This is a genomic window from Faecalibacterium sp. i21-0019-B1 (assembly GCF_042852915.1).
In the GTDB taxonomy this organism is placed as follows: Bacteria; Bacillota; Clostridia; order Oscillospirales; family Ruminococcaceae; genus Faecalibacterium; species Faecalibacterium taiwanense.
Window position 1 is genome coordinate 2,345,824 of sequence record NZ_AP031425.1, and the last position, 26,105, is coordinate 2,371,928.

The window sequence follows — 26,105 nt, forward strand, 5'->3', positions numbered from 1 at the left end:
GTAAACTGACCTAAACTGCTAACTAAGCAACAGCCCTCTATTTGCAACGACTGCAAGTAGAGGGCTGTTTTGTCTGCTTTGGATATTTTAATTAAAGGTTAGTCTTCCATTCTACCGTGGTCACAACCAAGTGAGAGATAGTGCTCAATCTCACCAATCAGCACAAGCTGGGCGTACTCCAAAGGATTATTATACAGCAGCGCATCCAGTTTTGCCCGCTGTGTGGGGCATGGCAGTACTTGCTCATCAAAGATCAACGCGGTCGTCCACTGTATTTCAATACAGAAGCAGACGACCGCATTGACTTTTTTACGAGATGAGGTCTCTTTTTTCTCTCTTAAGTCGCCTAACCGCACTACCCTGCATCACAGGCATTGACGATGATATCCACGTCGGAGCGGTTCATCAGGTCTTTCAGGATGCCAAACTGCTTTTTGGTACCAGCAGACACCAGATTTTCATTATCTATCTTTTTGTATTAAGGTCTACAGCAATCTAATCCCACGTTAAAACGAGAAAATGCTTAATTGTTCTCCTCAAAGTTCTCTACCTGTTCCATGACCTTTTTGAGAACTTCGGGGCTGTACTGCGGGGGATATCACGCTTTTCAAAGAACGAGCCGGAGTTGCGCGCAGCGCGCAGATAATCCCGGCAGTTAAACAAAATCTAATCAAGGTTGAGAGCTTGTTCTTCAGCCTTCGTCTTTGCCATGGCGTTTTTCTCCAATCTGAAAATTACAAATTGCGGACAAAAAGGACGCATTGTTGTGGCAAGCAGTGCAAGCTGGTACCAACTTGCAATTTTTGAATCCGATTTCTAAAAATCAAATTCAAAATGCTTGTTGGGCTGTGCCCAAACCCCTTGTGTTCTGCATCCAGTGGATGCAGGCTGCACATTTTTGAAAAATGCTTTTTAATCTGAGTGCCGATGCCTGTGGTATCGGCACTTTTTGCACAGATGGATTCCCGGAAGCAGAAAATAGTGCTATGCAGCACATCCGGGATTGTGCTATACTTGATTTACATAAACTTGTTTGTCCTAAAAAGTTGGAGGTGTTCATGGCAACACGAACCATTTGTTTTCCCATATCCGGCTATCCCTATTGCAGAGAACAGCCGGTGACATTCACATGGATAAAAGGCAGCAAGCGGCAGAATATCCGTGCCGTCCATGATGCCGTCCATACAACAGACCCTGATGTTTCGATTCTGGAAGTCAGCTCTGCATCCGTTCAGCCGGAGGGTGAAGCTGTTTCTTCTCTGCGGCTTTTGCTGCATCTGGATTCTGTTGCGCAGGATGTACCCATCAGCACGGTTTTTGAAGCCACCAAAGTGTTTGAACATGGTGGGCCATTTGCTGACCTTTTGACCTGCGAACCGCCCAAGGTTCATAAAGACACCCGGCTGAGAACCAGTGGAGAGCTGCTTCGTTACTCGCTGGAAGGAAACGAGTATCCGACAGAGCCGTACATGGATTCGTTTTTTGAATGGCTCTACTGCCGTGCATTGAAGCAGTTCCCGGAAAAGGCGGAGCCGCTGAGCCGATATAATGCTTTTTCTGATATTGCTGCCGCAGCGGATTCTAAAAAGTATTATGGCGATTCCTCGCGGGCGGCTGCGATTTATGTGGGACTTGCAGCGGCAGGAAAACTTTCGTGCATCGATTCCTATGAATTATTTATTGCTGAGGTCTATACGGAGCCGAAACCTTTGCCCAAGTCTGGAAAATCTGAGGCTGCTTCAAAAATGACACCCGAAGTTTCTGCACCAGCAAAGGAGACTCCGGCAGACGAATTGCCGCAGCCCGATAACGCAAATGCGGAAGTGATTCCGGACGCTGCGCAGATGGAGCATATCCTTGAGCTGCCCAAAGCGACCTGTCTGCTTCTCTCTTTGGCAAAAAATGCTGGCCTTTCTGCAAATAGTTCCAGTGAGCTGACATATAAGGGAAAGGAATTCCTTCTTGACGCTTATCAGATAGCGCTGAAAAATAAAACGCTCCAAATCAATATCCAAAAGAACAAAATCACATTTCCGATGGAGGAACCGGACAGCGGATTTCATGCAGTTGGTGTGTTGACCCGTTCGCCTGCTTGGGAATACGGATGGAAGTTTAACTATCTGACTGAGAATACATCCGGTGCAGAAAAGTCCGAAGTTAAAGAAAAAATCCCTCCGAAGCCTTTGACCGCATTGGAGCATCTGGAACGCTGTGGGTATAGAATCGTTCAGCAGGTCGTACCGAAAAAACTTCCGCCGATTGCCGTTCAGCGGATGGCATGGAAAACAGGCGAAGCTCTTTGCGACCCGGTAGTGGTGGATTTCTTGCAGTTTATTCGGACACATATGCAGAGTGACGGTTCTTTTTCGTTTCGTATCCCAAAGGGTACTTCCAAGAATTCGTTTGCCACACTTTCGGAAATCGCTCAGACGTGGGATAAAATGGGACTTTTTGCATCCATTGTGATCTATCCGCAGAATATCGTCTATGAGCTTGCGCAAAATGAGACTGTCCGGCATTTCCTGAGCGGGAAGTGGCTGGAACTTTTTGTGGAGCATCAGGTTCAGCAGATTTTGAATCGCTATCAGGAGGAGCAGGGCGCAGAAGTTTCGCTTTGCTCCAATGTGATTCTTTCAGAAGCGGCATCCGCAGGGAGCACGCATGAACTGGATGTTGCGTTTTCCATCAACGGAAAATTCTTCTGGGTGGAAGCCAAATCGTCCAGCCGAAGCATTGATTATGGAAAATATGCTGCTCTGTGCGAAAAGCTGAAAGTAACCTCCGACCGACTGCTTTTGGTCAACAGCGATTTGTCCGTTGAGGAGTGTGAAGGCGTTTCTTACTTCTGGAATTATCGTGTTGCAAATTGTGCAACGATCACGCAGGAACTGGAAAGCATGATTGCTAAACAAATTGAAATCACCGCTGCTCTGAGTACAGACTGAGTAATAAGCAAAAAAGCCCTGAGAACCCTGCCGGATAAGCGGCAAAGTTCTCAGGGCCGTATTGTTTTATCGGATCTGCTCGACTTGCTTGGAGTCCTTTTCCTCCGCAAAGAACAGTTCCACATTCTTCTGTGCTTTTACGATTTCCTGCATCTCATCCCGTGTCTTTCGGTACTCTGGGTAGAGTGCTTTTTTCTTGGTGAGCAAAGCCGAATACTCTGCATTCAGGTCTTTCACTTTGGGCAGCTTTTTCAGGCCGGATTCATTGAAAGCGGCTTTCGCCGTCTTATGCAGCGTGACTTCTTCCCGGTGCGCTTCCAAAAATTTGGAGCTGTACCCGGATTTGCGGTAAGCATCGTATACAGGCCGGGTCTTGGCATAGTTGACGATGTGCGCCCGGAGGACGGCGATTTCTGCCATACGCTTCTCGGCGGCCTTGATGGAATCGCCCAGTTTGTGATAGCGAGAAAGTGCAGCATCAGCACGCTCTTTCAGGTCATCCGCACTGCCGATTTTCTGCTCCTGCAAAAAAATCAGCGTTTTGGACATCTCTTTCAAGTTGTACTTCTTCGCCCAGCGTTCGTAGCCGCCACCTTTGCCCTCGGCAAGTTTTGCTTGAATGTCAACCAGCAACTGGAACGGCTGCTCTTTGGGAGGTTGCTTCTGATGTGGGCGGTGTTCGGCTTTTCCGGCAATGACTGCTTTGATTTCATCCTCGCTGTACCCGGCACCCAGTGTCTTTAACCGGATAAAGCGTTTCTGCCGTGCGCCTTTAACGGAAGTGTATTTGCCGCGTTTGATTTCATAGCCCTGCTGTTCCAGCTTTTGCAGAAAATCTTCGTAGTCGGTGGGCTTCTGCTGCAAAATCTCGTCGATTACACTGCACAGCCGGTCGCGGTTGCTTTCCTTTGGTGGGTAAATGATGCGCTTCTGCCGTTCCCGGTAAGGCTTCTTTTCAATGACTGACAGCTGATGCTCCAGACAAATCAGGTCGCTCAACCGCTGCACTGCCAGACCGGAAAAGAAAAAATCCCGGAATTTTCTTGTGCCGTCCAGAGTGGTCGAGTTATAGATAATGTGATTGTGAATGTGTTCCCGGTCGGTATGGGTGGCAACGATAAAGGCGTGTTTGCCTTTCAGAAACCGGGAGGCCAACTCATAACCGATGCGGTTTGCTTCTTCAGCCGTAATTTCACCAGGTCGGAAAGATTGCCGTATCTGATAGGCGATAATGTTACTTTTTTGGCTGCGCCCGGTGGCCTGCTCGTACAGCTTTTTTGTGAGCATGAACTCCTCGTCCACAGTAAGCGGGCTGCATTGATAGCTGCTGACAAGTTCGCCTTTTTCAGTCTTGTCAGGATTCTGTGCATAGTTGGTGCGGTCTTTCAGGCAGGCGGCAATAGATTTTCCTTTGTGCTGATGCAGTGCGATCAGACGAGTAGCAGCCAGAGCAGATCACCTCCTAAATGAAAAAGCCGCCCGAAGGCGGCAAGAAGATTCAAAATCAAATCAGGTCCCGGAGCCAACCGCTGAATTTCTCAACGCCCTCCACCATTGCAGTTGCGCCGACAAAAAGGACAAAGCAGAGAAATTCGGCAACCAGCAGAATCAGAAATTGATCCCAAGTCTGGCGGTAGACGGTGTAGATGCCGCAGCCAAAGATATACAGCATCAACGGCGCGACAACATAGCTGGACAGAGTAAGCAGCCACTTTGCCATCAGAGCCAGAAAAGCCACGAACAGAGAGATCGGGGCAAGCATCATCTTGAATAAAAACCTCATATCAAACACCAGCCTTTCTTTTTCGCCCCTATTATAAAGGTATCGCCCCTTGCCTTGCAAGGGTGTCAACCGTTATGTAAACCCGCAGCCTCCTACTGCGGGAAATTTTTTAGAGTTCGGTGAGTTTGGCGAGAAGTTGCTTGCCAATAGCTATCAGCTCATCCAACCGACTACGCAAGTCCTCTAAATCGGCGGCATAGAGCTGCCCGCTTTCACTGGCCCGTTTCGCCACCTGATTCAGGTTGTTGCTGCAATTCTGAAGAAGGTACGCCATCCGACGCAGCTGTGGTAAATCAAGATTCAGGCAGTAACCATCCAGAGCCATTTTTCGCAGATAAGAGCCAATGCTCAAAATACCGCAACTTTCCATCTTCTGACGAATGCGTTCCAGTTCGACTTTGCTGACACGAAAATGGATCTGCTGGTCACGGCGCTCCGTCACCGGGCATCACCATCCTTATCCAAGTAAGATTTGAATGGTCGGACAGGCTCCACTTTATCAGCCTTTTCTTCCAGAGCTGCCAGCACAGAGGGGCGGGCATCCGGCTTTTCTTCCGCTTCGGGTTCTGTCCGGCTGGACTGATGCTCCATGTTCAACAGCGCATCCAATTCTGCAAGGCGGGCAGATTTGGTTTGCAGTTCTTCCTCCTGCGCAAACGGCTTGGCGATTTCAACCTCTGCGGCCTGCTTCTGCTGTTCCAGAGAATCCAGTGCGGCATCAGCATCGGCAATGCGGTCGGCAAAATTGCCGATGGCATTGTCCAGACGGACGATGTTGCCGCGAGGGTCATCGCCCAGCGGTACCGGATAACTCAGCTCGCCGCGGAGAACGATTTGATGCTCATTCTTGAAACTGTCAAAGCGAATGTTCAGCTCAAAGCCGCGATAGGTGCCCAGCAGCATCATATCCGCATTCGGCATCTCCTTGCAGGCGAGCATCAGCCGCTCACCAGCTGCTTTTTTCTCATCGAACACCATGCCCTTGATCGTCATGCCGCAGAAGTTCTCCTTATCCTGCGGGTGTGCGTCTGCGATTTGGGCATCGTTTTTCAGAGCCGCAATACGGTTCTTCGCTTTCTGAATTTCCTCCGGGTAATGCTTGAGCAGCTTATCTTCCAGACGATATTTCTGGTTCTGGTAATCCGAGCGCAGCACCTTGAGCTTTGCTACCTGCACATCCAGATCCATCTTTTCCCGGATGCGCGGGTCGCCTGCGCATAGGGCCTTGACCTCGGCATACGAAAGAGCCTGCTCATCCACATCATCGCAGGAGCGCATCGGAGATTTGCTCGTCATGATCTGCGAAATAAACTTCTGCTTGTTTTCCAGCGTTTGCCAGAGGTAGGCGTCGAATGTCCCCTCCGTGACGTAATTATAGACGTAAACTTGTTTGTTTTTGTTGCCCTGACGGATGATTCGGCCGTTGCGTTGGGTCATATCGGACGGTCGCCAGCCTACATCCAGATGATGCACGGCCACCAGCAGGGTCTGGACATTGGTGCCTGCGCCCATCTTTGCAGTGCTGCCCAGCAGGACACGCACCTTGCCGCTGCGGACTTTGGAGAACAAATCCGCTTTCTTACCTTCAGTATCAGCGTTGTGGATGAACTCGACCTCCGATTCCGGCACCCCGGCGGCAAGCAGCTTTGTGCGAATATCATCGTAGACATTGAACGAGCCGTCTCCCTTGGGCGTGGACATATCGCAGAAAATCAGCTGCGTCAGATTATCCTCTTTGGTTTCGTTCCAGATACGCAGAACATTGTCGACGCAGGCATTCAGTTTGCTGTCCGGGTCATCCGGGGTGAGCGGATTCATCAGCCGCTGGTCAAGGCCGATTTTACGTCCGTCCGAGGTGATCTTCAGCATATTGTCCACCGAGGGGTCAACCGCACCGCTATGCACCTCAGCAGCGCGTTCGCTCAGGGATTTCACCATGTCCTGCTGGATTTCCGAGGGTTTGACCACGACAGTTTCAAACTTGGCTTCCGGAACAGGCAGATGCAACTGGTCGGAAGTCTTGATGTCCGCTGCCTCCTTGAACATATTCATCAGCTCCGGCAGATTAAAGAACTTGGCAAAACGTGTGCGCGCACGGTAGCCGGTTCCTTCCGGCGCAAGCTCAATGGCTGTGGTGGTCTCGCCAAACGTAGAAGCCCATGCATCAAAGTGGGTCAGTTGTTTCTGCTGGAGAGTGCTGTACTGCAAATAGCGCATCAGTGTGTACATTTCCGTCATGGAGTTGCTGATGGGCGTTCCCGTTGCGAAAATCACGCCGCGCCCGCCAGTCACTTCATCCAGATAACGACACTTGCCGAACATATCGCTGGACTTCTGTGCTTCGGAGGTAGAAAGGCCGGCAACATTGCGCATCTTGGTGTAAAGATATAGGTTCTTGTAGTTCTGGCTCTCGTCCACAAATAACCTATCTACGCCTAATTGTTCAAATGTGACCACATCATCTTTGCGATCGGTGGACTGTAGCTTTTTCAGTTTCACCTCCAGTGTTTTCCGTGTCTTTTCCATCTGTTTCACGGTAAAATGCTCACCGGACTGTTCCTTGGCCTCTGCAATGGCTTTTTCGATTTCCTCGATCTGATCTTCGATGATCCGTGCCTGCCGTTCCGCAGAAAGAGGGATTTTCTCAAACTGCGAGTGGCCGATAATGACGGCATCGTAGTCGCCGGTTGCGATGCGGGCGCAAAAACGCTTTCGATTGGCGGGTTCAAAGTCTTTCTTGCTGGTAACGAGCAGCTTTGCATTGGGGTATAGCCGCAGGAACTCGCTGGCCCACTGCTCGGTCAGATGGTTGGGTACCACGAACAGGCTTTTCTGACACAGGCCCAAACGCTTAGATTCCATTGCCGAAGCTGCCATCTCAAAACTTTTGCCGGCACCCACCTCGTGGGCGAGCAGGGTGTTCCCACCATAAAGCACATGAGCAACTGCATTGCGCTGATGTTCCCGCAGATTGATCTCCGGGTTCATACCGACAAAATGGATATGGCTTCCGTCATACTCGCGGGGCCGGGTACTATTGAACAACTCGTTATACTGCTTCACCAACAGATTCCGCCGCTGCGGGTCTTGCCAAACCCAGCCTGCAAAGGTATCCTTGATGGCCTGCTGCTTCTGCTGGGCAAGCATCGTCTCCTTCTGGTTCAGGACACGCCGCTCTTTACCATCCTCCTCAATGGTATCATAAATGCGGCAGTCCCGCAAATTCAAGGTGTCCTCCAAAATCTTGTAGGCGGTGGCCCGGTGGGTGCCGTAGGTTTCGGTGGACATGATATCATACATTCCGGCGGCAGATTTGTTGCCGATGCGCCATTCGGACGTAAATGGAGAGTAGTGGACTTGGATCAGGTTGTTATAGCGGATGCGGTAGGGCGGCTGAAAAGTCTCCATCATAAACTGCTGCACAATGGCGGGATTCAGCCATGTGGCACCCAGTCGGATGTCGATTTCTGATGCTTCAAGGTCCTTCGGCTGCGCTTTGGTCAAAGCCTCCACATTGATCTTGAACTCCGGGTGGCTTTCAGCGGCAAGCTGAGCCATGCGCAGTTTATTCCGCACATTGCCGGAAAGATACTCGTCCGCAGTCTGCCAGCCTGCTTCCGGCTCATCTGCATCCGCAGAAGGGTCTTTGAAAATCACGCCTTGCAGCTCTGTGGTAATACGCTCATAATCGCCGGGAGAGCCGAGAAGTTCCGCCATATAGGGCAGATCAACACGGCCATGTTCTCCAATGGACACTGCCAGTGCTTCGCTGGGGGTGTCCACGCTGGTGACGGTGCGCTCCGGGCGAATCGTTCGCTTGGTGAACATATCCGCCTTGCTTTTGAGCTGTTTATTCTCATCGAGATTTTCCAAAGAGCAGAGCAGATAGTAGGAAGAATCATCCTCAAACAAACGCCCATTTTTGCGGTCGTTGAGCAGACCGTATTTTGCGGTAAAAGCGTCATAAGCTGTGTTCAGCTTTGCTTGGGTTGTCTTAATGTCCTCATCCGGGTAATCGTCCAGCTGCTCCTGAATCAGCTGGTTGACGATCTGCCGCAGTTCCACCATGCCGGTGACACGGGCTTTGGCATTATCGGACAACTCCACCTGCGTCATAATCGAATTTTCTCGGTAGTACACCTCACCGTCCACCACGGCATAGGAGAAATTCTTTACATCCGGGTCAGCGGGGAGCGTCTTGCGCTCGACTTCTGCATCCGCAACATCTGGTGTTTCCACCTCGACTTCAACATACTGGCCCTCAATATGCTGTACCGCTTCGGCAAGCTGGTCGGCCAGCACTGCGCCCTCAATGGGCGCAACGGTCAGATCGTGTCCGTATGGGGTGCTTTCGGTGGTCAGCTCGCCCAGCACCATCTCCGGGTGGTCCACAAAATACTGGTTGATGGCAAAGCCGTCCTCGGTCTTGCCAAGCTGCACCCAGTCCGGCTCATGGTCGATGGGGCGGTCACGCTTTTGCAGGAAGATAATATCCGAAACCACTTCGGTGCCAGCATTCGCCTTGAACGCATTATTCGGCAGACGGATCGCGCCCAGCAAGTCGGCACGCTCTGCCATGTGCTTGCGGGCGGTGCTGTCCTTGCTGTCCATGGTGTAGCGGCTGGTGACGAACGCCACCACGCCGCCCGGACGCACTTGGTCGATGGCTTTCGCAAAGAAATAATTGTGGATGGAGAATCCCAGCTTGTTGTACGCTTTGTCGTTGACCTTGTACTGACCGAAAGGCACGTTGCCAACAGCGAGATCATAAAAGTCACGCCTGTCGATGGTCTCAAAACCGGCTACGGTAATGTCAGCCTGCGGGTACAGTTTTTTCGCAATGCGCCCGGTGATGCTGTCTAGTTCTACGCCGTACAGCCGACTGTCCTGCATGGTGTTCGGCAGCATTCCGAAGAAGTTGCCCACGCCCATACTAGGTTCCAGAATGTTACCGTTGTGGAAACCCATGCGCTCCACGGCATCGTAGATACTACGGATGACGGTGGGGCTAGTATAGTGGGCGTTCAGGGTGCTGGAACGGGCAGCAGCGTACTCATCCTCGGAAAGCAGTCCTTTCAGTTCGGCGTATTCCTTTGCCCAATTATCTTTGCCGGGGTCAAAAGCGTCTGCCAGACCGCCCCAGCCCACATACTGCGAAAGCACCTGCTGCTCCTCGGCGGTGGCACCCCGGTGCTCCTCTTCCAGCTTGAACAGGGTACGGATAGCTTCGATGTTCCGGGCGAATTTCTGTTTGGGGCCTCCGACACCCAAATCATCATCCGTGATGTGGAAGTTCCCGGCAAGTTCAAGTGTGGATTGTTCCGGTTCAACTGCATCCAGAGTAGGTGATTTTGAGCCAATCGTCTGGATCACAATATCATAAGGCATACGGTTTTCTTCAGCAGGGTATATGGCAACCGTTTTTACAGTATCATCTGGCTGCGTAGTAACCTGTTCATTCTGCCGCAAGCCATCCTCGAATTGTCGTTTGTTGATAACTTCGTTATCCCACGACTGTCCGTGCGCACTGGTGTCGATGCGAACATCCGTTTCGCCTACATAGCCGATGGTTCCCTCGATGGTTCGGGTAGGAAGATCAACGATAACGTTATCACCGACCTTATAATCGGGCAGGGGGGGTTCCATCATATCCTGCTCCTCGTACAACTCCCGGACAATAGCCAGCGGTTCTTCCCGGAAAACTGGCATCCGCATTTCTGCCAGTGCCACATCCTGCAGGGTCACGCTACCCCTATCATAGTTTACCGTATCCACTCGGAAAGCCCGCCCTTCCATGTGGATGGTAGCACCCAGCGGCAGATAGTCCTCTCGGCGCAGGTACTTGGTCTGGTGATGGGTGCCGTCCTCGTTCAGCCCGGCAAGATAGACGTTCTCACCACACTGCCACAGCTGCTTGGCACGGTGCGCCCACTGGTCTCTGGGGAAGCCGGTGACCGGGACGGTGCCCAGTGCAGTTTCTTTTTCCAGCAGTTTGCCGCCCAGAAGTTCACTGACTTTTTGCGCGTCATCTGCGTAAAACTCAAACTGTCCGTTCTGCTCAAAGCCCACCAGCGCATCCGGGTGCTGCTCCTTCAGGGCATTGTACTCGGTGGCGGCATCCAGCGGCAGCAGTGCAGGGCGTTCCTCCACTTTGCTGTGGTAGTGCTCCAATTCCTCATCCGTGACGCTGACCAGTTCCGAAAAGTCCAAAGCTTCCAGCTCGGTTTCGGTCAGTTCTTCCAGACTTTCGTACTGCCGCTCGTCGATCAGCACTTCACCCAGATACCGTTCCACCCGGTATCCCACCAAATCCACATTAACTTGAATGGGAATATCCTCATCGGTGGCGTTGGTGTAGGCAATACCAATCTTGGATAGGTCAGAGAAGTCCGGCTCGGAATCGTATTCTTTCAAACAGAAATCCCGAATCAGGTTTTTGGCATGAGTCAAGGCACCATCCGGCTTTGCGCTGACCGGCGCAGGCGGCGAATAATGCTCCTTTTCCTTGTCGGTCAGGTAGCGGTCGGACTGGATCATCAGGTCGATATACTTTTCCACCTGCGCCCATTTCAGGATGAATTTCTTGTGGTCGGGATAGTGGTCGAATTCCATTCCTCTCCCGTCGTGGTTGACAAAGCCTCGACTGCCGTCCAGAAAATCGTGGGAATGCCCACCGATGCCGTACTCCTTTGCCAACGCCTTGGCACGGAGTTTTCGGTCAGGCTGGGTCTGGTACAGTGCCATAATGCGTTGCTTGCCACCTGTAAACCCAGAACCATGCTTACGCAGTTCGTTCTCGATTTCAGCCTGCGACAAAACAAAAGCGGAGGACGATTTCTCGCTCTCCGCTCGGTTGATGTTCTTAATCTGTTCTGCTTCGGTAGGGATGGCGGCATCCAGAAAACTTAGCTGTAGATCAGCTCCGTCAGAATGATTTCCTCGGTTTGCGCCCGCAGGCTGTTCATGTGCCTCACCCAGCTCATCTGGTTCTTCTCCTTGTCCGGGGCTGGGTTCTGCTTCAGCAGTTCGGCCATCATCTGCTGCATCCGGCTCTCTGCCGTCTGCTCCACCTCCATTAGGTGCGGGCACAGCGTTCCGTTCAGGAGCATCGAGTTGTACAGCACCGGGTGATGCTGCTTCAGATAGTTCCGGCGCATCCTGCCGTACTTGCCCAACGGAATCTTCGGCTGGCTGAGGGTCAGGTTCGGGAGTTGGTAGTCCCCGACGGTAGAGTAGGTCACGTTCCTGCTGTTCGTATTCATATTGGCTCCTTTCTGCATTGCGGCGGCGAATGGTTGTTTTTATGGTGCGCTCGATGTTCCGCAGCACCTCCCGGCTCATGTCGCTGACTGCTGCGCCGAGGGCAAAGACGGCATCCGGGGTGGAGAAGTTGTAGATTGCCTGAAAATCGTCCTTGTCAAACCACCCGGCAGGCTCAAAGCCGCAGCGTTCCAGCAGCGTGTAGGTGACACTCATTGCTGCTGCGCTTTTGAACTGCATCTCCACCCCGGCTTCATCATAATCCATCAAGAGCGAACCGTCAACGATGGCACGGATGTCGCCACCGTTGTTGTCCCAATAGGAATCCACCAGCTTGCCCGTCAGGTCAGAAATCTGCCGGCTGAGCCTTTCATGGTAAACGCCGTACTCTCTGGCAATCATTTCCGACACAGGCTGCACCAGATCGGGGCCGAGCTGCCACACCTCCGGGTCACGGGAATTGCGGCGCACCCCGGTGTCGCTCACATCAAAGACATAGTGCAGACGCGGCACACTGCTGGACTGGTCTAACAGTGCGATGCCCTTGGAGCCGCGCCGGACATAGCGGTTCATGCGATTGTTCCAGATGTCGAAGCTGGCGCAGGCAGTGGCATCAGGCCGCTGGGCGTAGATCATGAGCTGGTCTGCAAAGGGGTACTTGTACAGCCGGGATGCGGTGGTCAGGTAATCCGTCCAACTTTCCCAGTACCGGGTTAAGCCATTTGCCGTGCGCTGGGCAAGGGCGAGATATTCTTCGGTTTTGCTTGGCATAGCGTTCCTCCCTTCAATCTCGTTGTAAACAAAAAAGCGAGCGGCCTTTTCAGGTCACTCGCTATGGAATCTATGGTATTTTATTCGTGTTTTGCGGTAAACTTTTCTGCCATCTCCAGCAGACGGTTAATTTCTGTTTAACGATTTCTTTTTCCAGTATTCTCTGTCCCACGGATTTCCTCATGATAGAAATAATCCACGATTACCGGATGTCCCTGCGGGACTCTGCCATAAGGCATTTCATTATCCACAAAGGGACAATCATACTTCTTAGCCATTTCCGCAGCTTTTACTTCAAGCGCTTCAAAGTAGCTGCGGTTATGCTTGTTATAGATCTCATCGTAAAGCGGTACAAGATCAGGATATTTTTCGGCGATATAATCCATAATTGTCTTTTTGAAACCGCCTCGAAGATTGAGATTTTCGAGCCAGAACAGATCGCACTGATCCTTTACCCGCTCAAAGATTGCTTCAAAATCCGTGATACCGGGGAATACCGGGGATACGAAACAGACTGTACGGATACCTGCTTCATATACCTGCTTCATAGCAGCGATACGGCGCTCAATGCTAGAAGCAGAGTCCATATCGTTCTTGAAATTTTCATCTAGTGTGTTGATCGACCATGAAACGGTTACTCGTCCAAGCTCCTTCAGCAGATCAATATCCCGTACCACAAGATCCGACTTTGTACAGATCAGAATATCTGCGTCACTGCCGATCAGCTGCTCCAGAAGTTTTCTGGTATTCCCAAAATGCTCCTCCTGTGGATTGTAGCCATCTGTCACAGAACCGATGACCACCCGCTGTCCGGCATATTTCTTCGGATTCTTAATTTCCGGCCAATGCTTCACATCAAGGAAAGTGCCCCATTCCTCCGTGTGTCCGGTAAAGCGCTTCATAAAAGAAGCATAGCAATACTTGCAGGCATGTGTACAGCCTACATAGGGATTGACCGAGTAACCGCCTACCGGCAGACTGGACTTGGTCATGATGTTCTTTGTTTCCACCTCACGAATGAGGATTCCATCAATTACTTCTGCCATGATCTCTGTACCTCTAACACTTTATTGAATTCTTCTGGCATTTCCTGAATCATATTTTCATCCCCTATGATAGGGACAAGGTCTTCCTTCATAAACACCGGAATGCCGAGCTTATCTGCCTGGTCCGTCAGAGACCATGCCCACTCCGGCTCCGTATGAACCTTCCTGCTCTGAACCCCGGTCATGGTGCCGACAACGATCCAGTTGATTCTGGAAAGGTCAACTGCACCGGGATCGTCGAATAACGGCTCAAAGGTAACATGGTAATGTTTTGCTTTGACGTTTTTCCGAAGGGCATCGATACGCCATAGTTCTGCTTTCCTCGTCACCGTAACGCCAAACCATGCGTTTTCCAGCTCGGTATCAAAATCCAGCAGATCGGGGCGCTTAGTCAGAAACAGAAACTGATGCTGTGGATTTTCACGGATCTTTGCAAATACCTCGTCTCTCCATTCCGGCTTCCATCCGGAGAGATCGCTCATGCCGGTAAGAAGAAAATTCTGCGGACGTTTCTTTTCCATCATCTTGAGCTTACCCGGAAAGAATTCAGGGTCAGCGAAGTCATCAATCATATGCCAGCGTTTCACATTATTGTGGGCATAGCAATATGCACACCCCACTGTGCAGCCGATGACGATATTCATGTTCTGAATCTGATCTTTGATACAAATGCTCATGATTCCTGCCAACCCTCAAGATTTTTTCTGATACGGTCGAGGTATTCCTCAAACTGGGCAATTTCTTCTTCTGAAAAACCTTTGTAGTAAATACTTCCCATCTCGTCAGATACAGAATCGTACTCGCCCTTTAAGGAATGTGCTTTCTCAGTCAGAAACAAGAGTGTTTTCCTTTTATCTGTTTCAGACTGAACACGTCTTATCAGCCCTTGATTTTCCATTTTTTCCAGCATCGTCGTAAGAGATGTTATCGCTAATCCGCATTTGACCGAGAGTGACCTGATTGGGATACCATCCTCCTGCCACAGCACATAAAGAATACGCCCTTGAGCTCCGTTAAACGCATCAATATTTTTTTCGCTGAGAATTTTTTCAAAAATCCGGTCTCCAAGTTGTTTTATTTTGGTGACAAGAAATCCGCCATTTGTTTTCATGCAAAAGCTCCTATATAGTAGTTTTTTAATAATACTATATAGGAGTTTTACTGTCAAGAGTTTGTATGTTCCGAGTTGTCGAGTTCAATATACCATACTAAATAGCATTGTAATAGAGCTTATGTACGCCGCCCGCGGGCGGCAAAAATCAGTTCATTGGAAATTCCAGTCCTGCAAACTCGGCATCCGTCAGCCGGTTCAGCTTTTCAATGACCTGCTCTGACAGTTCCCGCAAAGCAGTTTCATCCGGCATCAGGTAGCACTGCATCAGCCGCAGCTCCCGCACCAGCCCCTGCCGGGTGCCGGTATTGTAGAGCATCATCAGCAGGAGTTCTTCATGGTCAAAGTTCATGGTCGCTCCTTTCTTTTTTACATCCGCTGGGGTTACACTCCGGGGCATCACACTTCTCTTTAAGATTCATCAGCACCGAAGGGCGTTCTGGCTGCTTTTCCAGAAACCCCGGCAGGTCCTTGAAGCCGATGCTGTCCACATAATGCACAGACACCTCGCCATTGCGTTTGAGTGCGATTACATCGCTGACCGACAGGCTGTGCCCCTCAAAATCCTGCGGACGAGAGAGGCTGAACACCTGAAACAGCTCTTCCAAAACTTCATTGTTCGGAGCATCCTGCCACATGGCGGGCAGATCAGCATAGTAGGTGACCTCGTAATGCTCCGGGTCGGGCGTTTTGCCTCGACGATTCAACTCCCGCATAGAAGCAAATCTTTCATTGAGGATTTTTTCGTCATGCCGCAGCTGCATCACCATATAAACATCGCACCCTGCGTTCAGAAATTTCTGCGGGATGTCCGTCATGGGTTCACCGTCAAAATTCTGGTTCCATTTTTGCTGCATCGTCCACCTCACAGTTCCGGTACAGAATGTGCAGAGGATTTTGGCGCAGACGTATCACCTGCCAGTTCTGCCAGCTTTTCCAGTGTGGAAGGGCGATGGTCTGCACTCAGTTCCTCGGCTTCCGCAACTTTATCCATGACTGCATCGTAGTCCTGCAGTAGCCGCCGGCCCTTTTCCATGTGGTGTGCTTCCAGAATGTGCTCACGGGCTTCCTGAATGGTCAGTTCCGGGGCATTCAGCTGCCCGCCGTCCATCACAGAATAATCGCTGTGGTAGAGGGTGTAGTCCCATCCATCCTCACAGGACTGGATAGCAAGATAGCCCTTGCCGCCCAGTTCCCATGCAGCCTGCTCGTCCTGTGTCTGAATCTCCGGGTAGAAGTCTGCATGGTTTCGTTCCATGACCTCGGCAAACTGGCAGATGTGGAACACATTGCCCAGACCGCCCATGTCAAAGTGGTAATCATCCAGATGTTCCACCCGTGCCGTAAAGCTGCGCCCATCCGGGTAATCCACCTGAATCACGCCGCCATCTGGAATGCGATAGAGGTCATCATAGTGGCTGTTGATGAGACGAATATCCTTCGGCAGCGTTTCCGGCTCCCAGATGCGCCGCCTGCCGATGCCCGCCTGCGGGATGTTTTCGAGGATCTTTACGCTTTCCTGTTGGATGGCCTTACGGTCATCGTTCGAAAGTTCAAACAGATACCAGTTCCGGGCGGCAGGGATGATGTTTTGTCCATCTGGCGGCAGATTCTTTTCCGAGATCTGCCCACTTTCCAGCGGCTCGCCAGTTACCTTGTTATAGGTGGCAAAGCCGACCCCTGCACCGTTTTCCCGGAGATGCAGATAGCGTTCATCATTGATAAGGTAGACCGTTTCTTTTATCTGCTCCATCAGCAGCCCCCTTCAAATTCCAGCGAAAACTTGCTGCGGCCATCGGGTTCGGTGCCCAGCAGCACGGTGGCATTGTAGGTCTTGCCCTTGGCGCTGCGGCAGTCCTTCAGGCGGACACGCCCATCCCGCAGCAGCTTGTCTGCCACATGAGCGTCCAGACGCTTGCCCAGACGCTTGAAGAACGCATTGTCCTTCCACAGCACGAAACGGCAAGGGTTGGATTCACAGAACCAGCCTTTTTCACGCTCTACAACATTTGCACCGCAATTCGGGCAGACACCAATAATTTTGTTTTTCATAAGCGCATTCGCTCCTTTTTTCATTTCCGTGTTCTTTACCAGTTCGGTAATCATCGTATTGATCTCGGTCATAAATTCGCTCGGCTCCATTTCGCCACGCTCGATTTGCAGCAGTTTCGCTTCCCAGTCAGCCGTCATATCCGCAGACTGAATCTCTTCGGGCATTACGGTAATGAGGGCTTTTCCCTTATCCGTGGGCAGCAGCACCTTGGCTTTCTTGTTGCCCTTGCGCTCCAGAAAACCCTTCTGCACCAGCTTTTCGATGGTGGCAGCACGGGTTGCCGGAGTGCCGATGCCCTGACGTTCCACGCCCTCCGGCATACTGTCTGCACTGGCGGTTTCCATAGCGTGCAGCAGGGTGTCCTCGGTAAAATGCTTCGGCGGGGACGTTTGACCCTCCTTCAGCTCTGCGTTGAGGATGCCGCACTCGTTTTCCGCTGCATTGGGCAGGGCGGTGAGTTCTTGCTTCCGGTTCAGGATGTCTGCCAGCACCTTGCGCTCCACCGCTTTCCAGCCTTCCTCCAGAATCTCCTTGCCTTTGGCGGTAAATTCCTCCCCGGCGCACTCGGTGGTCAGCAGGGTTTCCAGATACCGGAAGGGCTTGCTCACCGCCATCAGCGTCCGGGCGATGATGAGCTTCAGGACGTTCTGCTCGCCCTTGGGCAGTGCTTCCAAATCGGCTTGCAGCATACTGCGGGTGGGCAAGATGGCGTGGTGGTCGGTGACTTTTTCCTGGTTGACGGTGCGCCGTGTCCGGGGCACCGCCTCGTCCACATCTTCCGGGGTAATGTCGAGAAAACCTTCCAGTTCCTCGGTCAGTTCCTCCAGCATTTCCTCGTCATCGTCGGTGATATAGCAGCTATCAGTTCTGGGATAAGTGGTAAGTTTCTTCTCATACAGGCTCTGCACATAGTCCAGCGTCTGCTGTGCGCTGTACCCCAGCAGGCGGTTGGCGTCCCGCTGAAGGGTGGTCAGGTCGTACAGCGACGGCGGATTCTCGGATTTTTCCTTGCGGGTGATGCGCTGGATCGTTGCCACCATCTCCTTTCGGCAGGCTTTCAACAGGTTTTCTGCAACGGATTTTTCAGGAATGCGGCGGCTGGATGCCGTGCAGCCGCTGGTCAGTTCCAGATCCACCGTGTAGAATTTCTCCGGCACAAAGGCAGCGATGGCGGCTTCCCGCACCACCGTCATGGCAAGCACCGGGGTCATAACACGCCCTACCGCCAAAGGTTGACCGTACAGACACGAAAAAAGCCGGGAAGCATTGATACCGACCATCCAATCGGCACGTTCCCGGCAAAGTGCAGCCTGATACAAGGCATCATATTCGGTTGACGGTTTCAGATTTGCAAAGCCCTCCCGGATCGCGCTGTCCTCCATGCTGGAAAGCCAGAGCCGCGAAAAGGACTTTTTGCACCCGGCTTGCTGGTAGACAAGCCGAAAAATCAGTTCTCCTTCGCGTCCTGCATCTGTAGGATAGTTCTCGGAGGTGACTTTTCTGACTTTGTTACTCGATGGCATCCAATGGGCCGATAAAGCGGTAGAAAATCTGGATTTTCTGGACGTATTCGCCATCGACCTTTTCCGCTCTGGATACCAGAATCTTGTCAATCAGCTGATGCAGAATCTTATAGTTCAGTTCGGTGATACCAGCGTACTTGCTGACTTCATCAATAAAATCCTGAATCTTGTCCAGCTGATCGTGTTCAGCACGGCCTTCCCGCTCGTACTGCTCAATCTTCTCGGTCAGTTCAGCCTGTTCTTTGTCGTAGCGATCTGCAAGCATTTGAAAACGTTTCTCCGGGAGAAGTCCCTTTGATACGTCCTCATAAAGTTTTGCATACAGGTCTTCGATTTCTGCGATTCGTGCTTTACACTGCTTCAAATCCCGTTTGTGCTGCGCCCGGTCAGAGGACACCCGGAGGTGCATCTGATTTGCAATCTTCTTCACAAGGGCTTCCCGATTGCTCACAGCGGCCTTTGCGTGTGCCTGAATGTCCGCAAAGACAGCTTCATGCAGAACACGGGCTTCCAAATTATGCGAGTCACAGGCTTTCGCACCATATTTCCGATAAGTGCTGCAACAATAAAAGGTCTGATCCAGAACACTGTTACGTTTGCGCCTGTGCTCGACCTTGACTAACATCGTTCTGCCGCAGTCTGCACAGCGGACGATGCCTTTGAAGATATTGTCGTAGTCGGTCTTATCGCACATAAAACTACTGGAACGGCTGTAAAGGATTCGCTGCACGTTCTCCCAACGGTCTTGTGGGATGATTGCTTCATGTGTATTCGGAACGATAGCGCGTTCTTCAAACGGAATATAACGCCGCTTTTTGGATTTCATGGACACGGTGGGCTTGGCTTCGTAGATGATGTGTCCGGCGTAGACTGGGCTGTGCAGAACCTGACTGATATAGGCACTGTCCCAATCATACATCTTTTCATCATCAATAAAGCGGCCAAACATCTCTTTCTTGTAGTAACACGGCTTCAAGACTTTTTCATCGTGGAGCCGCTTGGCGATGCGGTGAAGCCCCAGCCCTTCCTCTGCCATTGAATAGATATACTCAACAACGGGGGCGGTGTTCGGGTCGATCACAAGGTGATTGTGGTCGGCAGGGTCTTTCTGGTAGCCAAACGGTGCGCCGCTGGAGATATACTTTCCACTTTTCTTGCGTGTCCGAAGGGCACTCTTGATCTTTCGGGAAGTGTCTTTGGCGTACATTTCATTGATGATGTTTCGGAACGGGGCAATATCCATCTGAGATTGCTCGTTGGAATCATAACCATCGTTGATTGCAATATAGCGGACACCGTGTTCAGGAAAGAAGATTTCCATATACGTTCCGGTTTCGATGTGGTTGCGTCCAAGTCGGGACTGGTCTTTGGTAATGACTGTTGCCACCTTTCCTTCCCGGATATCATCCAGAAGTTCCTGAAAGGCAGGGCGGTCAGAGTTCGTACCGCTGTAACCATCATCAACATAGTACTGGCAATTCCCGAAACCGTTGCGTGTGGCATACTCCATAAGCATTGACTTTTGAGTGCGGATGCTCAGGCTTTCGCTGTTTGAACCGTCATCTTTTGACAGTCGGCAGTATAAAGCAGTTACTTTTTTGTCCTTTTCCATGTGTACCTCCATAATGGAAAAGAGACCTCATCAATCACATTGTAGCGGATGCTGCGTGACGATGCAAGCCCTTTTCCGCAGTAAAACGTCCAATTAGCCAGCGGCGAGATACGATTCGGCAGTTTTACGAATTTCTTCTTCCACAAGCCGCTGAAAAAGCGTATTCATCGGCACATTGCCGATATAATGGCGTTCCACGATCAGGCGCACGGACTTCGGACTTCTCGGCGCACGTTTGCGTGTGGTGGGCTTCTTCTCAGATTTTTCTTTGTTCAAGGGCAGACCTCCTCATTCATGTGGTGCAAATACGGAAAGGAATGGATGGATTCTATTCGTTTTTCTCTTTTTGTTTTATTACGTTGGTTAGGTGAAAGTTTTCTTCGATACAGTCTTAAAGGCTGCTATACTGCATAGGAAAAATATCTTTTGCAGATGCCATTAAGAATCTGCATCACAGAATCGTGATTTTGGCGGTTCTTGAATCGTGAAAAACGCAGAACTATTCAACATTTGGAATTTTCACAAAGATGTGATTGGGCGAAGAAAACCGCGTTCGTCTGCGCTCAATCAATCCCGCAGCGTCCAATTCCTTAAGCGCACTGGAAACACTGACAGTGCTGCGCCCTAGCTGCTCAGCCAAAGAGCAAATCGTAAAAATGACAAACACGAATCCACGTTCATCTATCCAGAGATTTTTCTGCGAGAGTGTGGCACGGTCGAGTAGCAACACATAAGTCATTTTTGCAGTCTGACTCAGGTCAAGTTCCAAAAGGAAGCGTGGGTATGGGAGAAACGGCGGCAGCGGAGTTTGCGTGGTAAGATATTCTGAAATGTTGATCACCTCCAGCTGAAGCAGAAATCAGGAACAAAGAGTATGTAACGAGAATTGGAGGGTTCCAATTCTCCAGTCGCAGAAAAGCACGAAACAAGTGCTCAACTGCGTTAATAAGTTAAGGTCTCCCATATTGGTCCTCGACTTCCCTAGGAGTGGGGAATCGTCCGGCGGCGGGCTTGCACCGCACCATTGGCATTTCAGCCACCCCGTCTTCGTTATGACCGGGCTGCGAGTTACAGAAGTACCTTTTGTGAAGTACCGGACGATTGAACTATTCACTTGTCAAGGAACATATGGAAGATTTCTGGACTTTGACGGACGAAAAACATCCTTCTACTTGGTAGCCGATGAAAAAGGCCATTTCGTAGCATTGCAAGCAATTTTGTAAACAAAACGTCATAATAGTCCGAGAATGGTCTTGAAAAAGATGCCCTACACTTGGTAGGCATCGAGAACGCCTGTTTCGTAGCATTGGTGAGAAACTTGTAATTGAATTGTAATTCTTGAGACCAAATCTCCGCTTTTGAAAAAATCCTCTCAATAGGTAGGCAACGAAAACAGCCCAAAGACAACCATCTTTTTGAGAATTAACAAAAAGGTCACAAATGACCGGCTTTCAAAGAGGCGCTTCTACTATTAACAGAAAAAGTGGCCTAAAATGGGGGGTGTTGGAGAAAATTTCTGCCTTAAAAGTACGCCTCTACTCACTAGCCAGCGAGAATAGCCAAAAGCCAGCAAAAAACAAATGAATTATGTACTTCTGCCACTGATTGCAACGGCATATCGGTGACAGAAAGATCGTTTAGAGCGATTCTTCGCGGTTTGGGGTGGTAGAAATCGTTTTGTAGTTGGACTTTTTCTGCTGAAGCTGCTCCAGCTGTTTCAGCACCGATTCCTTCTCCGGGGGCTTGCCGCCCGGTGTGGAAAGCTGCTGCTTATTCAGCACCATGTCGATATACTTGCGGATATTTTTCAGGGCGGAGATGTCCGGCTGCAAGGTTTCCAGTTGGGTACGCAGTTCTGCGCTGCTGGATTGCAGCGCAGAAAATTCGGCATCCAATGCCGAAAAATCCACCGCTGTGCTGCCGTTCAGCTTCATCAGGGTGCGAACGGCTTTGTTGAATGCGTCCAGCTCGTCCTTGTGCTGGGCGGCGTAAGCGTCCTTGGTCAGCTTAAAGTTTTTCTTAATAAAAGTGTCGTGGACGGGTTTCAGCTTGGCATGGACGGCCGCAGCGTCCTTGATTTGAGCAATCGAACGCATACGGTTCTCGTTCTGCTTCAACTGCTTGCGGAGAGGGGCGATGGTCTGGTTCAGGTTGGAAATTGCGGTATCCAAATCCTCGATGATGTTCAGAGAATGGGCTTTCAGATAATCAACAGCCTGCATAACTTCGTTGAGGTCACGGGCAGTACATTTTATCTGCGCCCTGCTCGACCAATCGCTCCGCTGATCATTGCGAAGGTTGAAGTAATCCACCAGCAAGTCGGACAGCGTGGGTTCTTTCGCCTTTTCCAGAGCGTCCAGAAGAAGCTGCTTCTTTTCGTTCAGGTCTGCGATCCAGCGTTGCAGCCCACGAATCGCACTGCGGATGGACTGTATCAGGCTGTTGGCGGCTCGAATATCCCGATTGAGATTTCCGAGAAAGGTTTCCACTCCACGCTTTTCCATCTGGTGTGCCGCAGGACCGAGATGCACGGTCGGTATCTGCTGGATGCCCTGCCGCTCAAAGGAGCGGAGATCAACACGCTCCGGTCTGCCTGCAGCTTCCAGATAGCGGTTGGTGATGGTCTGCCAGCCATGCCGCCAGACCTCGGCGTACTTCTGGTCGTTCCAGTCCACCGTGTTTTCTTTGTGGCATTTCCAGTTGCCGGATGGGAGTTGGATGCGCTCTTCGTTTTCATCAAGGTCGTACACCTTTCTGGCTTTTGGAAGCCACTTTCCGTGTTCGTCCATTGCCCGGAGCGTCAGCAGAATGTGGGCGTGTGGGTTGCCATCTCCCTTGTCGTGAATGGCAAAGTCGGCGATCATGCCCTTGGATACGAATTGCTCCTGACAAAACTCCCGAATCATTTTCAGATACTGTTCTTTCGGCACCTCCACCGGGAACGCCAGCACGATGCGCCGGGCAAGCTGGGAGTTCCACTGGTTCTCCACGGCTTCTACGGCGTTCCAGAGCGTTGCACGGTCTGCAAATCCGGGTGGTGCATGGGACGGCAGCATGACTTCGGCGTGGACAAGTTCTTTCTTCTTGTTGTAGAACTTCGTTTTCTGGTCGTACTCACTGAACAGCCGTTCGCCGCTCTGGTAAGCGGCCCCGGCAACAGCGGATTGTCCTTGGCTGCGCTTGACGATGGTGATTTTGAAATGCGGACACGGAATAGGCATCACCCCCAAACAAAAAGACCGCCCAGCAAGATTGCTCTTGATGAACGGTCTGGAATCGTATTCGGTTTTGCTCGCCGCCTTGGAACGGAGTGCTGTGCGCTTCGGTCTTAGGCGGGAGCCGCAAAAGGACAGCTGCAAAGCAGCGCAAGGAAAATGCAGTTTTCTTTGGGATGGAATCGGGCTGGCGCACAAACGCCAGCTTCGATTTCATCGAGCCGTCTGCAAGACCGCAATTTCACCGGAACGGTGTATAATTGCGCCCTTTATTCTAAAGGGTTTGAAACGCTGCGGCGTTCCTGCAAGTCGTGAATCATCTTTGCAAGTGCCAGCGCAACTTCTGGTTGACGGAACGCAATTTTCAGCAGCTCCATCACCTGATCGTTGGTGAGTTCTTCCGGCGCAATCAGAAAACTTTCCAGCATTCCGGCACGGGTACACAGACGATGCACACGGGCTTTGCGGGTCAGCTCCGGTATCTGATGTTCCAGAATTTTCTCACGGTGCTTGTAGTAGCGTAGCTGCTGCTCCGCTTTGGCTTTTTCGCTGCGGAGATAGGCAAGGTCGGATTTGGGCTGGGTCATAGCATCACGCTCCTTTACAAAATAAAGAGCCAAACAATCAGTATAAAGGCTGATCATTTGGCTGTGGAAACATATTTAATTTTCGCAGTTCAAGCGAACTTGAACCGTAAATACACCGTCTTTCTTTTTCGTGTAGAAGTCACCATGGTTTTCCTGAACGATACGGTTTATATTTTTTAGCCCGTAACCATGATGTTCTCCGATGCGGATTCCGCGAGAAGTATCACTGTATGGGTTTTCCAGCCGATAGAAAAGGCTCCGATATTGTTTGCGCAGCTGTAAATGGATGGTTCGCTGTTCCGCTGGCAGACTGCAACAGGCTTCAATGGCATTGTCAAATGTATTTCCGAGGATGATGCTCAAAGACAGCGATGAGATCGTCAGAACTTCAGGAATCGTCACATCCAGTTTGACCTTGATGTTATTCTTCTCTGCGATGCGTAGGTAATAATTCAAAAGAGCATCAACAACAGGGTTTCCGACAGCAGAAACATTTGTGGAACGCTCAAAAATATCCGTGGCAGCTTGTGCAATCTTGTGAAGTTCTTCGGTATCGCCGTGTTCTGCAACTGCCTGCATCGACAGAATGTATTTCTTCACATCATGCCGTAGAGAACGGACTTCTTCCTGACGTTCTTTGAGCTGCTGGTAGTATTCCATTTGAAGATTGTACTGCTGCTCATTGAACTTGGCTTTGAATTTTTCCAGTTCATTTTCCCGGAGAGCTTCCACATAGAACACGATCAGGATGTTTATAAGGAGAAGCACAGCCATAAGGCCGACCATATAATCCGGGAAATACTCATCCGCAGCATGATACTGTGCCACATAACAGACAGCGATGCTTGCGATTTGAATCGCAATAATTGGCAACAGCCATAGGATGCGCAGAGCATTTCCCTTTCGACTGAAAAAATGTGAGATCAGGACTACAAGTGGAACTTGAATCAGGTTTGAAAAACAACATAAACCAACCGTGCTGCCCCAGCCTGCATCAGAATATCGGTATCAGGGATGCGCAGCCCGATCAGGAGCATTGCAAGCACTTCCACCAAAGCAATCAGCGTAAAGAAAGCTCCGCTTGCAAAAACCGCCTGCCATGGTCGCACTTCGTAAAACAGCAGTGCGAGGAAAAATCCGCCAACTAAAAGATAGATCGTGCGCTGCGTTACCCAGTCCGGGAATAAGCTTAGTGCACACTGGCCAGCGATCATAAGCACAACATACACATAGAACCATTTTGAAACGGGCTCCTTTTTAGGAAATAGCCGACCGATAAAAAGCAGCAACAGAGCGATGTTGGCAAAGCTCCCTGCAAACTCAACGAAATAATAAAGTATCATCTTCCCAAATAAGCGTTAAAGTTCTGATTGAACTCCTGACGCTTCCTCCTGCTGATCGGTAGCTGATGTCCGCTGGAAAGAAAAACAGCGGTTCCAGTAGCGTAAACAATGTGTTCCATATTGACAAGATAACTTTTGTGTGGCGACACGAAGCATCGTTTGGGAAGCTGCTCCAAGGCTTCAGGAATGCTCATTCTCAATGTAAGGTCTTGCTCCTTGCAGTGGATCAGAACTTTATGTCCGTGGCTTTCCAGAAAGTAAATATCTGATGTTTCCAAGGACATGGTGACACCATCGTATTCGATTGTGAAATGTTTGGAGTTCAGTTCCTGAAGGACAGCGTCCATCGCCGCAGCGAACAGCGTCTGATCCAAAGGTTTGACAAGGTAGCGGAATGCAATGCCATATCCCTGCACAGCATACTCGTGCCGCTTCGTGACAAATACCACCAAGGGATGCTTCTCCATTTGAATCAGGGATTGTGCCAGCTGAAAACCGTTGGATGGCATCTCAATGTCGAGCAGCAGCAAATCGAAGGATTTCTTCTGCATTTGCAATTCGCTCAGAAGTTCGTTTCCGTCCATGTAAGTTTCAATGTCAAAGCAACCTTGCACATCGTATCGCTGGACGCTTTGAACAATACCATCAAGGTCTGACTTCTCATCATCGCAGACTGCAACGTGGTACTTCAGCATTTCGACAACCTCCACAAAATAATGTTCTGATACTATTATAGACTGTGCAAAGGCTCCTTACAAGTAGCCTGACTTACCACTTTTGTCACCAGAACGACCAGTTTTGCCAAACCTCTTGATTTTGTTGAAATTTATGATACAGTGAAGCAAAAATCAGAAGA

General features: G+C 50.6%; 22 protein-coding genes and 1 pseudogene. 1 reads left to right on the top strand and 22 read right to left on the bottom strand.

What is annotated here, in order from left to right:
* Nucleotides 1-98: 98 nt before the first annotated feature.
* Together ACGHP1_RS11685 and ACGHP1_RS11690 are read right to left on the bottom strand one after the other, a co-directional pair.
* Nucleotides 99-281, bottom strand: a complete 183-nt coding sequence (locus tag ACGHP1_RS11685) for a DUF6061 family protein (RefSeq protein ID WP_242889553.1) — start codon at nt 279-281, stop codon at nt 99-101.
* A 77-nt stretch (nt 282-358) separates the two neighbouring features.
* Nucleotides 359-451, bottom strand: a pseudogene (locus ACGHP1_RS11690) (DNA topoisomerase III); the annotation flags it as partial.
* Nucleotides 452-1,058: 607 nt separating this feature from the next.
* Between ACGHP1_RS11690 and ACGHP1_RS11695 the strand changes: the two are divergent.
* The gene (locus ACGHP1_RS11695) at nt 1,059-2,945 is read left to right on the top strand and encodes a DUF6977 family protein (protein WP_390509490.1); all 1,887 of its coding nucleotides are present in this window, start codon (nt 1,059-1,061) and stop codon (nt 2,943-2,945) included.
* Between the two features lie 66 nt (nt 2,946-3,011).
* Here ACGHP1_RS11695 and ACGHP1_RS11700 read toward each other — a convergent pair whose 3' ends face one another.
* The 20 genes from ACGHP1_RS11700 to ACGHP1_RS11795 all read right to left on the bottom strand — a co-directional run bounded on the left by ACGHP1_RS11700 (nt 3,012) and on the right by ACGHP1_RS11795 (nt 25,944).
* Complete coding sequence (locus ACGHP1_RS11700; RefSeq protein ID WP_390509815.1) at nt 3,012-4,394, bottom strand: relaxase/mobilization nuclease domain-containing protein; 1,383 nt, start codon at nt 4,392-4,394, stop codon at nt 3,012-3,014.
* Between the two features lie 55 nt (nt 4,395-4,449).
* Nucleotides 4,450-4,728: a hypothetical protein gene (locus tag ACGHP1_RS11705; protein WP_117506243.1), complete on the bottom strand. Its 279-nt coding sequence runs from the start codon at nt 4,726-4,728 to the stop codon at nt 4,450-4,452.
* A gap of 109 nt (nt 4,729-4,837) precedes the next feature.
* Entirely contained in the window at nt 4,838-5,170 is a 333-nt protein-coding gene (locus ACGHP1_RS11710) for a plasmid mobilization protein (RefSeq protein ID WP_390509491.1), read from the bottom strand.
* On the bottom strand, nt 5,167-11,472 hold the full coding sequence (locus ACGHP1_RS11715; RefSeq protein ID WP_390509492.1) for a DEAD/DEAH box helicase family protein: 6,306 nt from the start codon (nt 11,470-11,472) through the stop codon (nt 5,167-5,169). The genes ACGHP1_RS11710 and ACGHP1_RS11715 overlap by 4 nt, the downstream gene beginning before the upstream one ends.
* Nucleotides 11,473-11,633: 161 nt before the next feature.
* A complete protein-coding gene (locus ACGHP1_RS11720) occupies nt 11,634-11,990 on the bottom strand; it encodes a TnpV protein (RefSeq protein ID WP_317333930.1) in 357 nt (118 codons plus the stop codon).
* Between the two features lie 906 nt (nt 11,991-12,896).
* Nucleotides 12,897-13,805 carry a radical SAM mobile pair protein B gene (locus tag ACGHP1_RS11725; RefSeq protein ID WP_317333928.1) on the bottom strand — a complete coding sequence of 303 codons (909 nt, stop codon included), beginning with the start codon at nt 13,803-13,805 and terminating at the stop codon, nt 12,897-12,899.
* Nucleotides 13,793-14,482 (bottom strand): radical SAM mobile pair protein A, encoded by a 690-nt coding sequence (locus ACGHP1_RS11730; RefSeq protein ID WP_317333925.1) that lies wholly within the window; start codon nt 14,480-14,482, stop codon nt 13,793-13,795. The genes ACGHP1_RS11725 and ACGHP1_RS11730 overlap by 13 nt, the downstream gene beginning before the upstream one ends.
* Nucleotides 14,479-14,916, bottom strand: a complete 438-nt coding sequence (locus tag ACGHP1_RS11735) for a radical SAM mobile pair system MarR family transcriptional regulator (protein ID WP_097782517.1) — start codon at nt 14,914-14,916, stop codon at nt 14,479-14,481. The genes ACGHP1_RS11730 and ACGHP1_RS11735 overlap by 4 nt, the downstream gene beginning before the upstream one ends.
* A 148-nt stretch (nt 14,917-15,064) precedes the next feature.
* Nucleotides 15,065-15,268 (bottom strand): transposon-transfer assisting family protein, encoded by a 204-nt coding sequence (locus tag ACGHP1_RS11740; RefSeq protein ID WP_227623000.1) that lies wholly within the window; start codon nt 15,266-15,268, stop codon nt 15,065-15,067.
* Nucleotides 15,258-15,773, bottom strand: coding sequence for a YodL domain-containing protein (locus tag ACGHP1_RS11745; protein ID WP_227623001.1), 516 nt, complete (start codon nt 15,771-15,773; stop codon nt 15,258-15,260). The genes ACGHP1_RS11740 and ACGHP1_RS11745 overlap by 11 nt, the downstream gene beginning before the upstream one ends.
* Before the next feature lie 8 nt (nt 15,774-15,781).
* Nucleotides 15,782-16,669, bottom strand: coding sequence for an LPD16 domain-containing protein (locus ACGHP1_RS11750; RefSeq protein ID WP_227623002.1), 888 nt, complete (start codon nt 16,667-16,669; stop codon nt 15,782-15,784).
* Nucleotides 16,669-18,492, bottom strand: a complete 1,824-nt coding sequence (locus ACGHP1_RS11755; RefSeq protein WP_390509494.1) for a DNA topoisomerase — start codon at nt 18,490-18,492, stop codon at nt 16,669-16,671. Before ACGHP1_RS11755 ends, ACGHP1_RS11750 begins: the two co-directional genes overlap by 1 nt.
* The gene (locus ACGHP1_RS11760; RefSeq protein ID WP_097773931.1) at nt 18,479-20,116 is read right to left on the bottom strand and encodes a recombinase family protein; all 1,638 of its coding nucleotides are present in this window, start codon (nt 20,114-20,116) and stop codon (nt 18,479-18,481) included. Before ACGHP1_RS11760 ends, ACGHP1_RS11755 begins: the two co-directional genes overlap by 14 nt.
* Before the next feature lie 81 nt (nt 20,117-20,197).
* Nucleotides 20,198-20,380 carry a hypothetical protein gene (locus ACGHP1_RS11765; RefSeq protein WP_005945116.1) on the bottom strand — a complete coding sequence of 61 codons (183 nt, stop codon included), beginning with the start codon at nt 20,378-20,380 and terminating at the stop codon, nt 20,198-20,200.
* A gap of 223 nt (nt 20,381-20,603) precedes the next feature.
* The gene (locus tag ACGHP1_RS11770) at nt 20,604-20,945 is read right to left on the bottom strand and encodes a replication initiator protein A (protein ID WP_005924687.1); all 342 of its coding nucleotides are present in this window, start codon (nt 20,943-20,945) and stop codon (nt 20,604-20,606) included.
* A gap of 796 nt (nt 20,946-21,741) precedes the next feature.
* On the bottom strand, nt 21,742-23,319 hold the full coding sequence (gene mobQ, locus ACGHP1_RS11775; protein ID WP_390509816.1) for a MobQ family relaxase: 1,578 nt from the start codon (nt 23,317-23,319) through the stop codon (nt 21,742-21,744).
* Nucleotides 23,320-23,588: 269 nt separating this feature from the next.
* Nucleotides 23,589-23,906 (bottom strand): DUF3847 domain-containing protein, encoded by a 318-nt coding sequence (locus ACGHP1_RS11780; protein ID WP_055185906.1) that lies wholly within the window; start codon nt 23,904-23,906, stop codon nt 23,589-23,591.
* A gap of 75 nt (nt 23,907-23,981) precedes the next feature.
* Nucleotides 23,982-24,734 (bottom strand): ATP-binding protein, encoded by a 753-nt coding sequence (locus ACGHP1_RS11785; RefSeq protein WP_390509496.1) that lies wholly within the window; start codon nt 24,732-24,734, stop codon nt 23,982-23,984.
* A 119-nt stretch (nt 24,735-24,853) separates the two neighbouring features.
* Nucleotides 24,854-25,249 (bottom strand): hypothetical protein, encoded by a 396-nt coding sequence (locus ACGHP1_RS11790; RefSeq protein WP_390509497.1) that lies wholly within the window; start codon nt 25,247-25,249, stop codon nt 24,854-24,856.
* Entirely contained in the window at nt 25,246-25,944 is a 699-nt protein-coding gene (locus tag ACGHP1_RS11795) for a LytTR family DNA-binding domain-containing protein (protein ID WP_097783064.1), read from the bottom strand. The genes ACGHP1_RS11790 and ACGHP1_RS11795 overlap by 4 nt, the downstream gene beginning before the upstream one ends.
* Between the last annotated feature and the right edge of the window lie 161 nt (nt 25,945-26,105).

What these genes read in the sequence shown, in the direction of transcription:
- ACGHP1_RS11695 (WP_390509490.1), top strand. Translation starts at nt 1,059, where the DNA reads ATGGCAACACGAACCATTTGTTTTCCCATATCCGGCTATCCCTATTGC.
- ACGHP1_RS11705 (WP_117506243.1), bottom strand. Translation starts at nt 4,728, where the DNA reads ATGAGGTTTTTATTCAAGATGATGCTTGCCCCGATCTCTCTGTTCGTG.
- ACGHP1_RS11715 (WP_390509492.1), bottom strand. Translation starts at nt 11,472, where the DNA reads ATGGCACTGTACCAGACCCAGCCTGACCGAAAACTCCGTGCCAAGGCG.
- ACGHP1_RS11720 (WP_317333930.1), bottom strand. Translation starts at nt 11,990, where the DNA reads ATGAATACGAACAGCAGGAACGTGACCTACTCTACCGTCGGGGACTAC.
- ACGHP1_RS11725 (WP_317333928.1), bottom strand. Translation starts at nt 13,805, where the DNA reads ATGGCAGAAGTAATTGATGGAATCCTCATTCGTGAGGTGGAAACAAAG.
- ACGHP1_RS11730 (WP_317333925.1), bottom strand. Translation starts at nt 14,482, where the DNA reads ATGAGCATTTGTATCAAAGATCAGATTCAGAACATGAATATCGTCATC.
- ACGHP1_RS11735 (WP_097782517.1), bottom strand. Translation starts at nt 14,916, where the DNA reads ATGAAAACAAATGGCGGATTTCTTGTCACCAAAATAAAACAACTTGGA.
- ACGHP1_RS11740 (WP_227623000.1), bottom strand. Translation starts at nt 15,268, where the DNA reads ATGAACTTTGACCATGAAGAACTCCTGCTGATGATGCTCTACAATACC.
- ACGHP1_RS11745 (WP_227623001.1), bottom strand. Translation starts at nt 15,773, where the DNA reads ATGCAGCAAAAATGGAACCAGAATTTTGACGGTGAACCCATGACGGAC.
- ACGHP1_RS11750 (WP_227623002.1), bottom strand. Translation starts at nt 16,669, where the DNA reads ATGGAGCAGATAAAAGAAACGGTCTACCTTATCAATGATGAACGCTAT.
- ACGHP1_RS11755 (WP_390509494.1), bottom strand. Translation starts at nt 18,492, where the DNA reads ATGCCATCGAGTAACAAAGTCAGAAAAGTCACCTCCGAGAACTATCCT.
- ACGHP1_RS11760 (WP_097773931.1), bottom strand. Translation starts at nt 20,116, where the DNA reads ATGGAGGTACACATGGAAAAGGACAAAAAAGTAACTGCTTTATACTGC.
- ACGHP1_RS11780 (WP_055185906.1), bottom strand. Translation starts at nt 23,906, where the DNA reads ATGACCCAGCCCAAATCCGACCTTGCCTATCTCCGCAGCGAAAAAGCC.
- ACGHP1_RS11790 (WP_390509497.1), bottom strand. Translation starts at nt 25,249, where the DNA reads ATGATACTTTATTATTTCGTTGAGTTTGCAGGGAGCTTTGCCAACATC.
- ACGHP1_RS11795 (WP_097783064.1), bottom strand. Translation starts at nt 25,944, where the DNA reads ATGCTGAAGTACCACGTTGCAGTCTGCGATGATGAGAAGTCAGACCTT.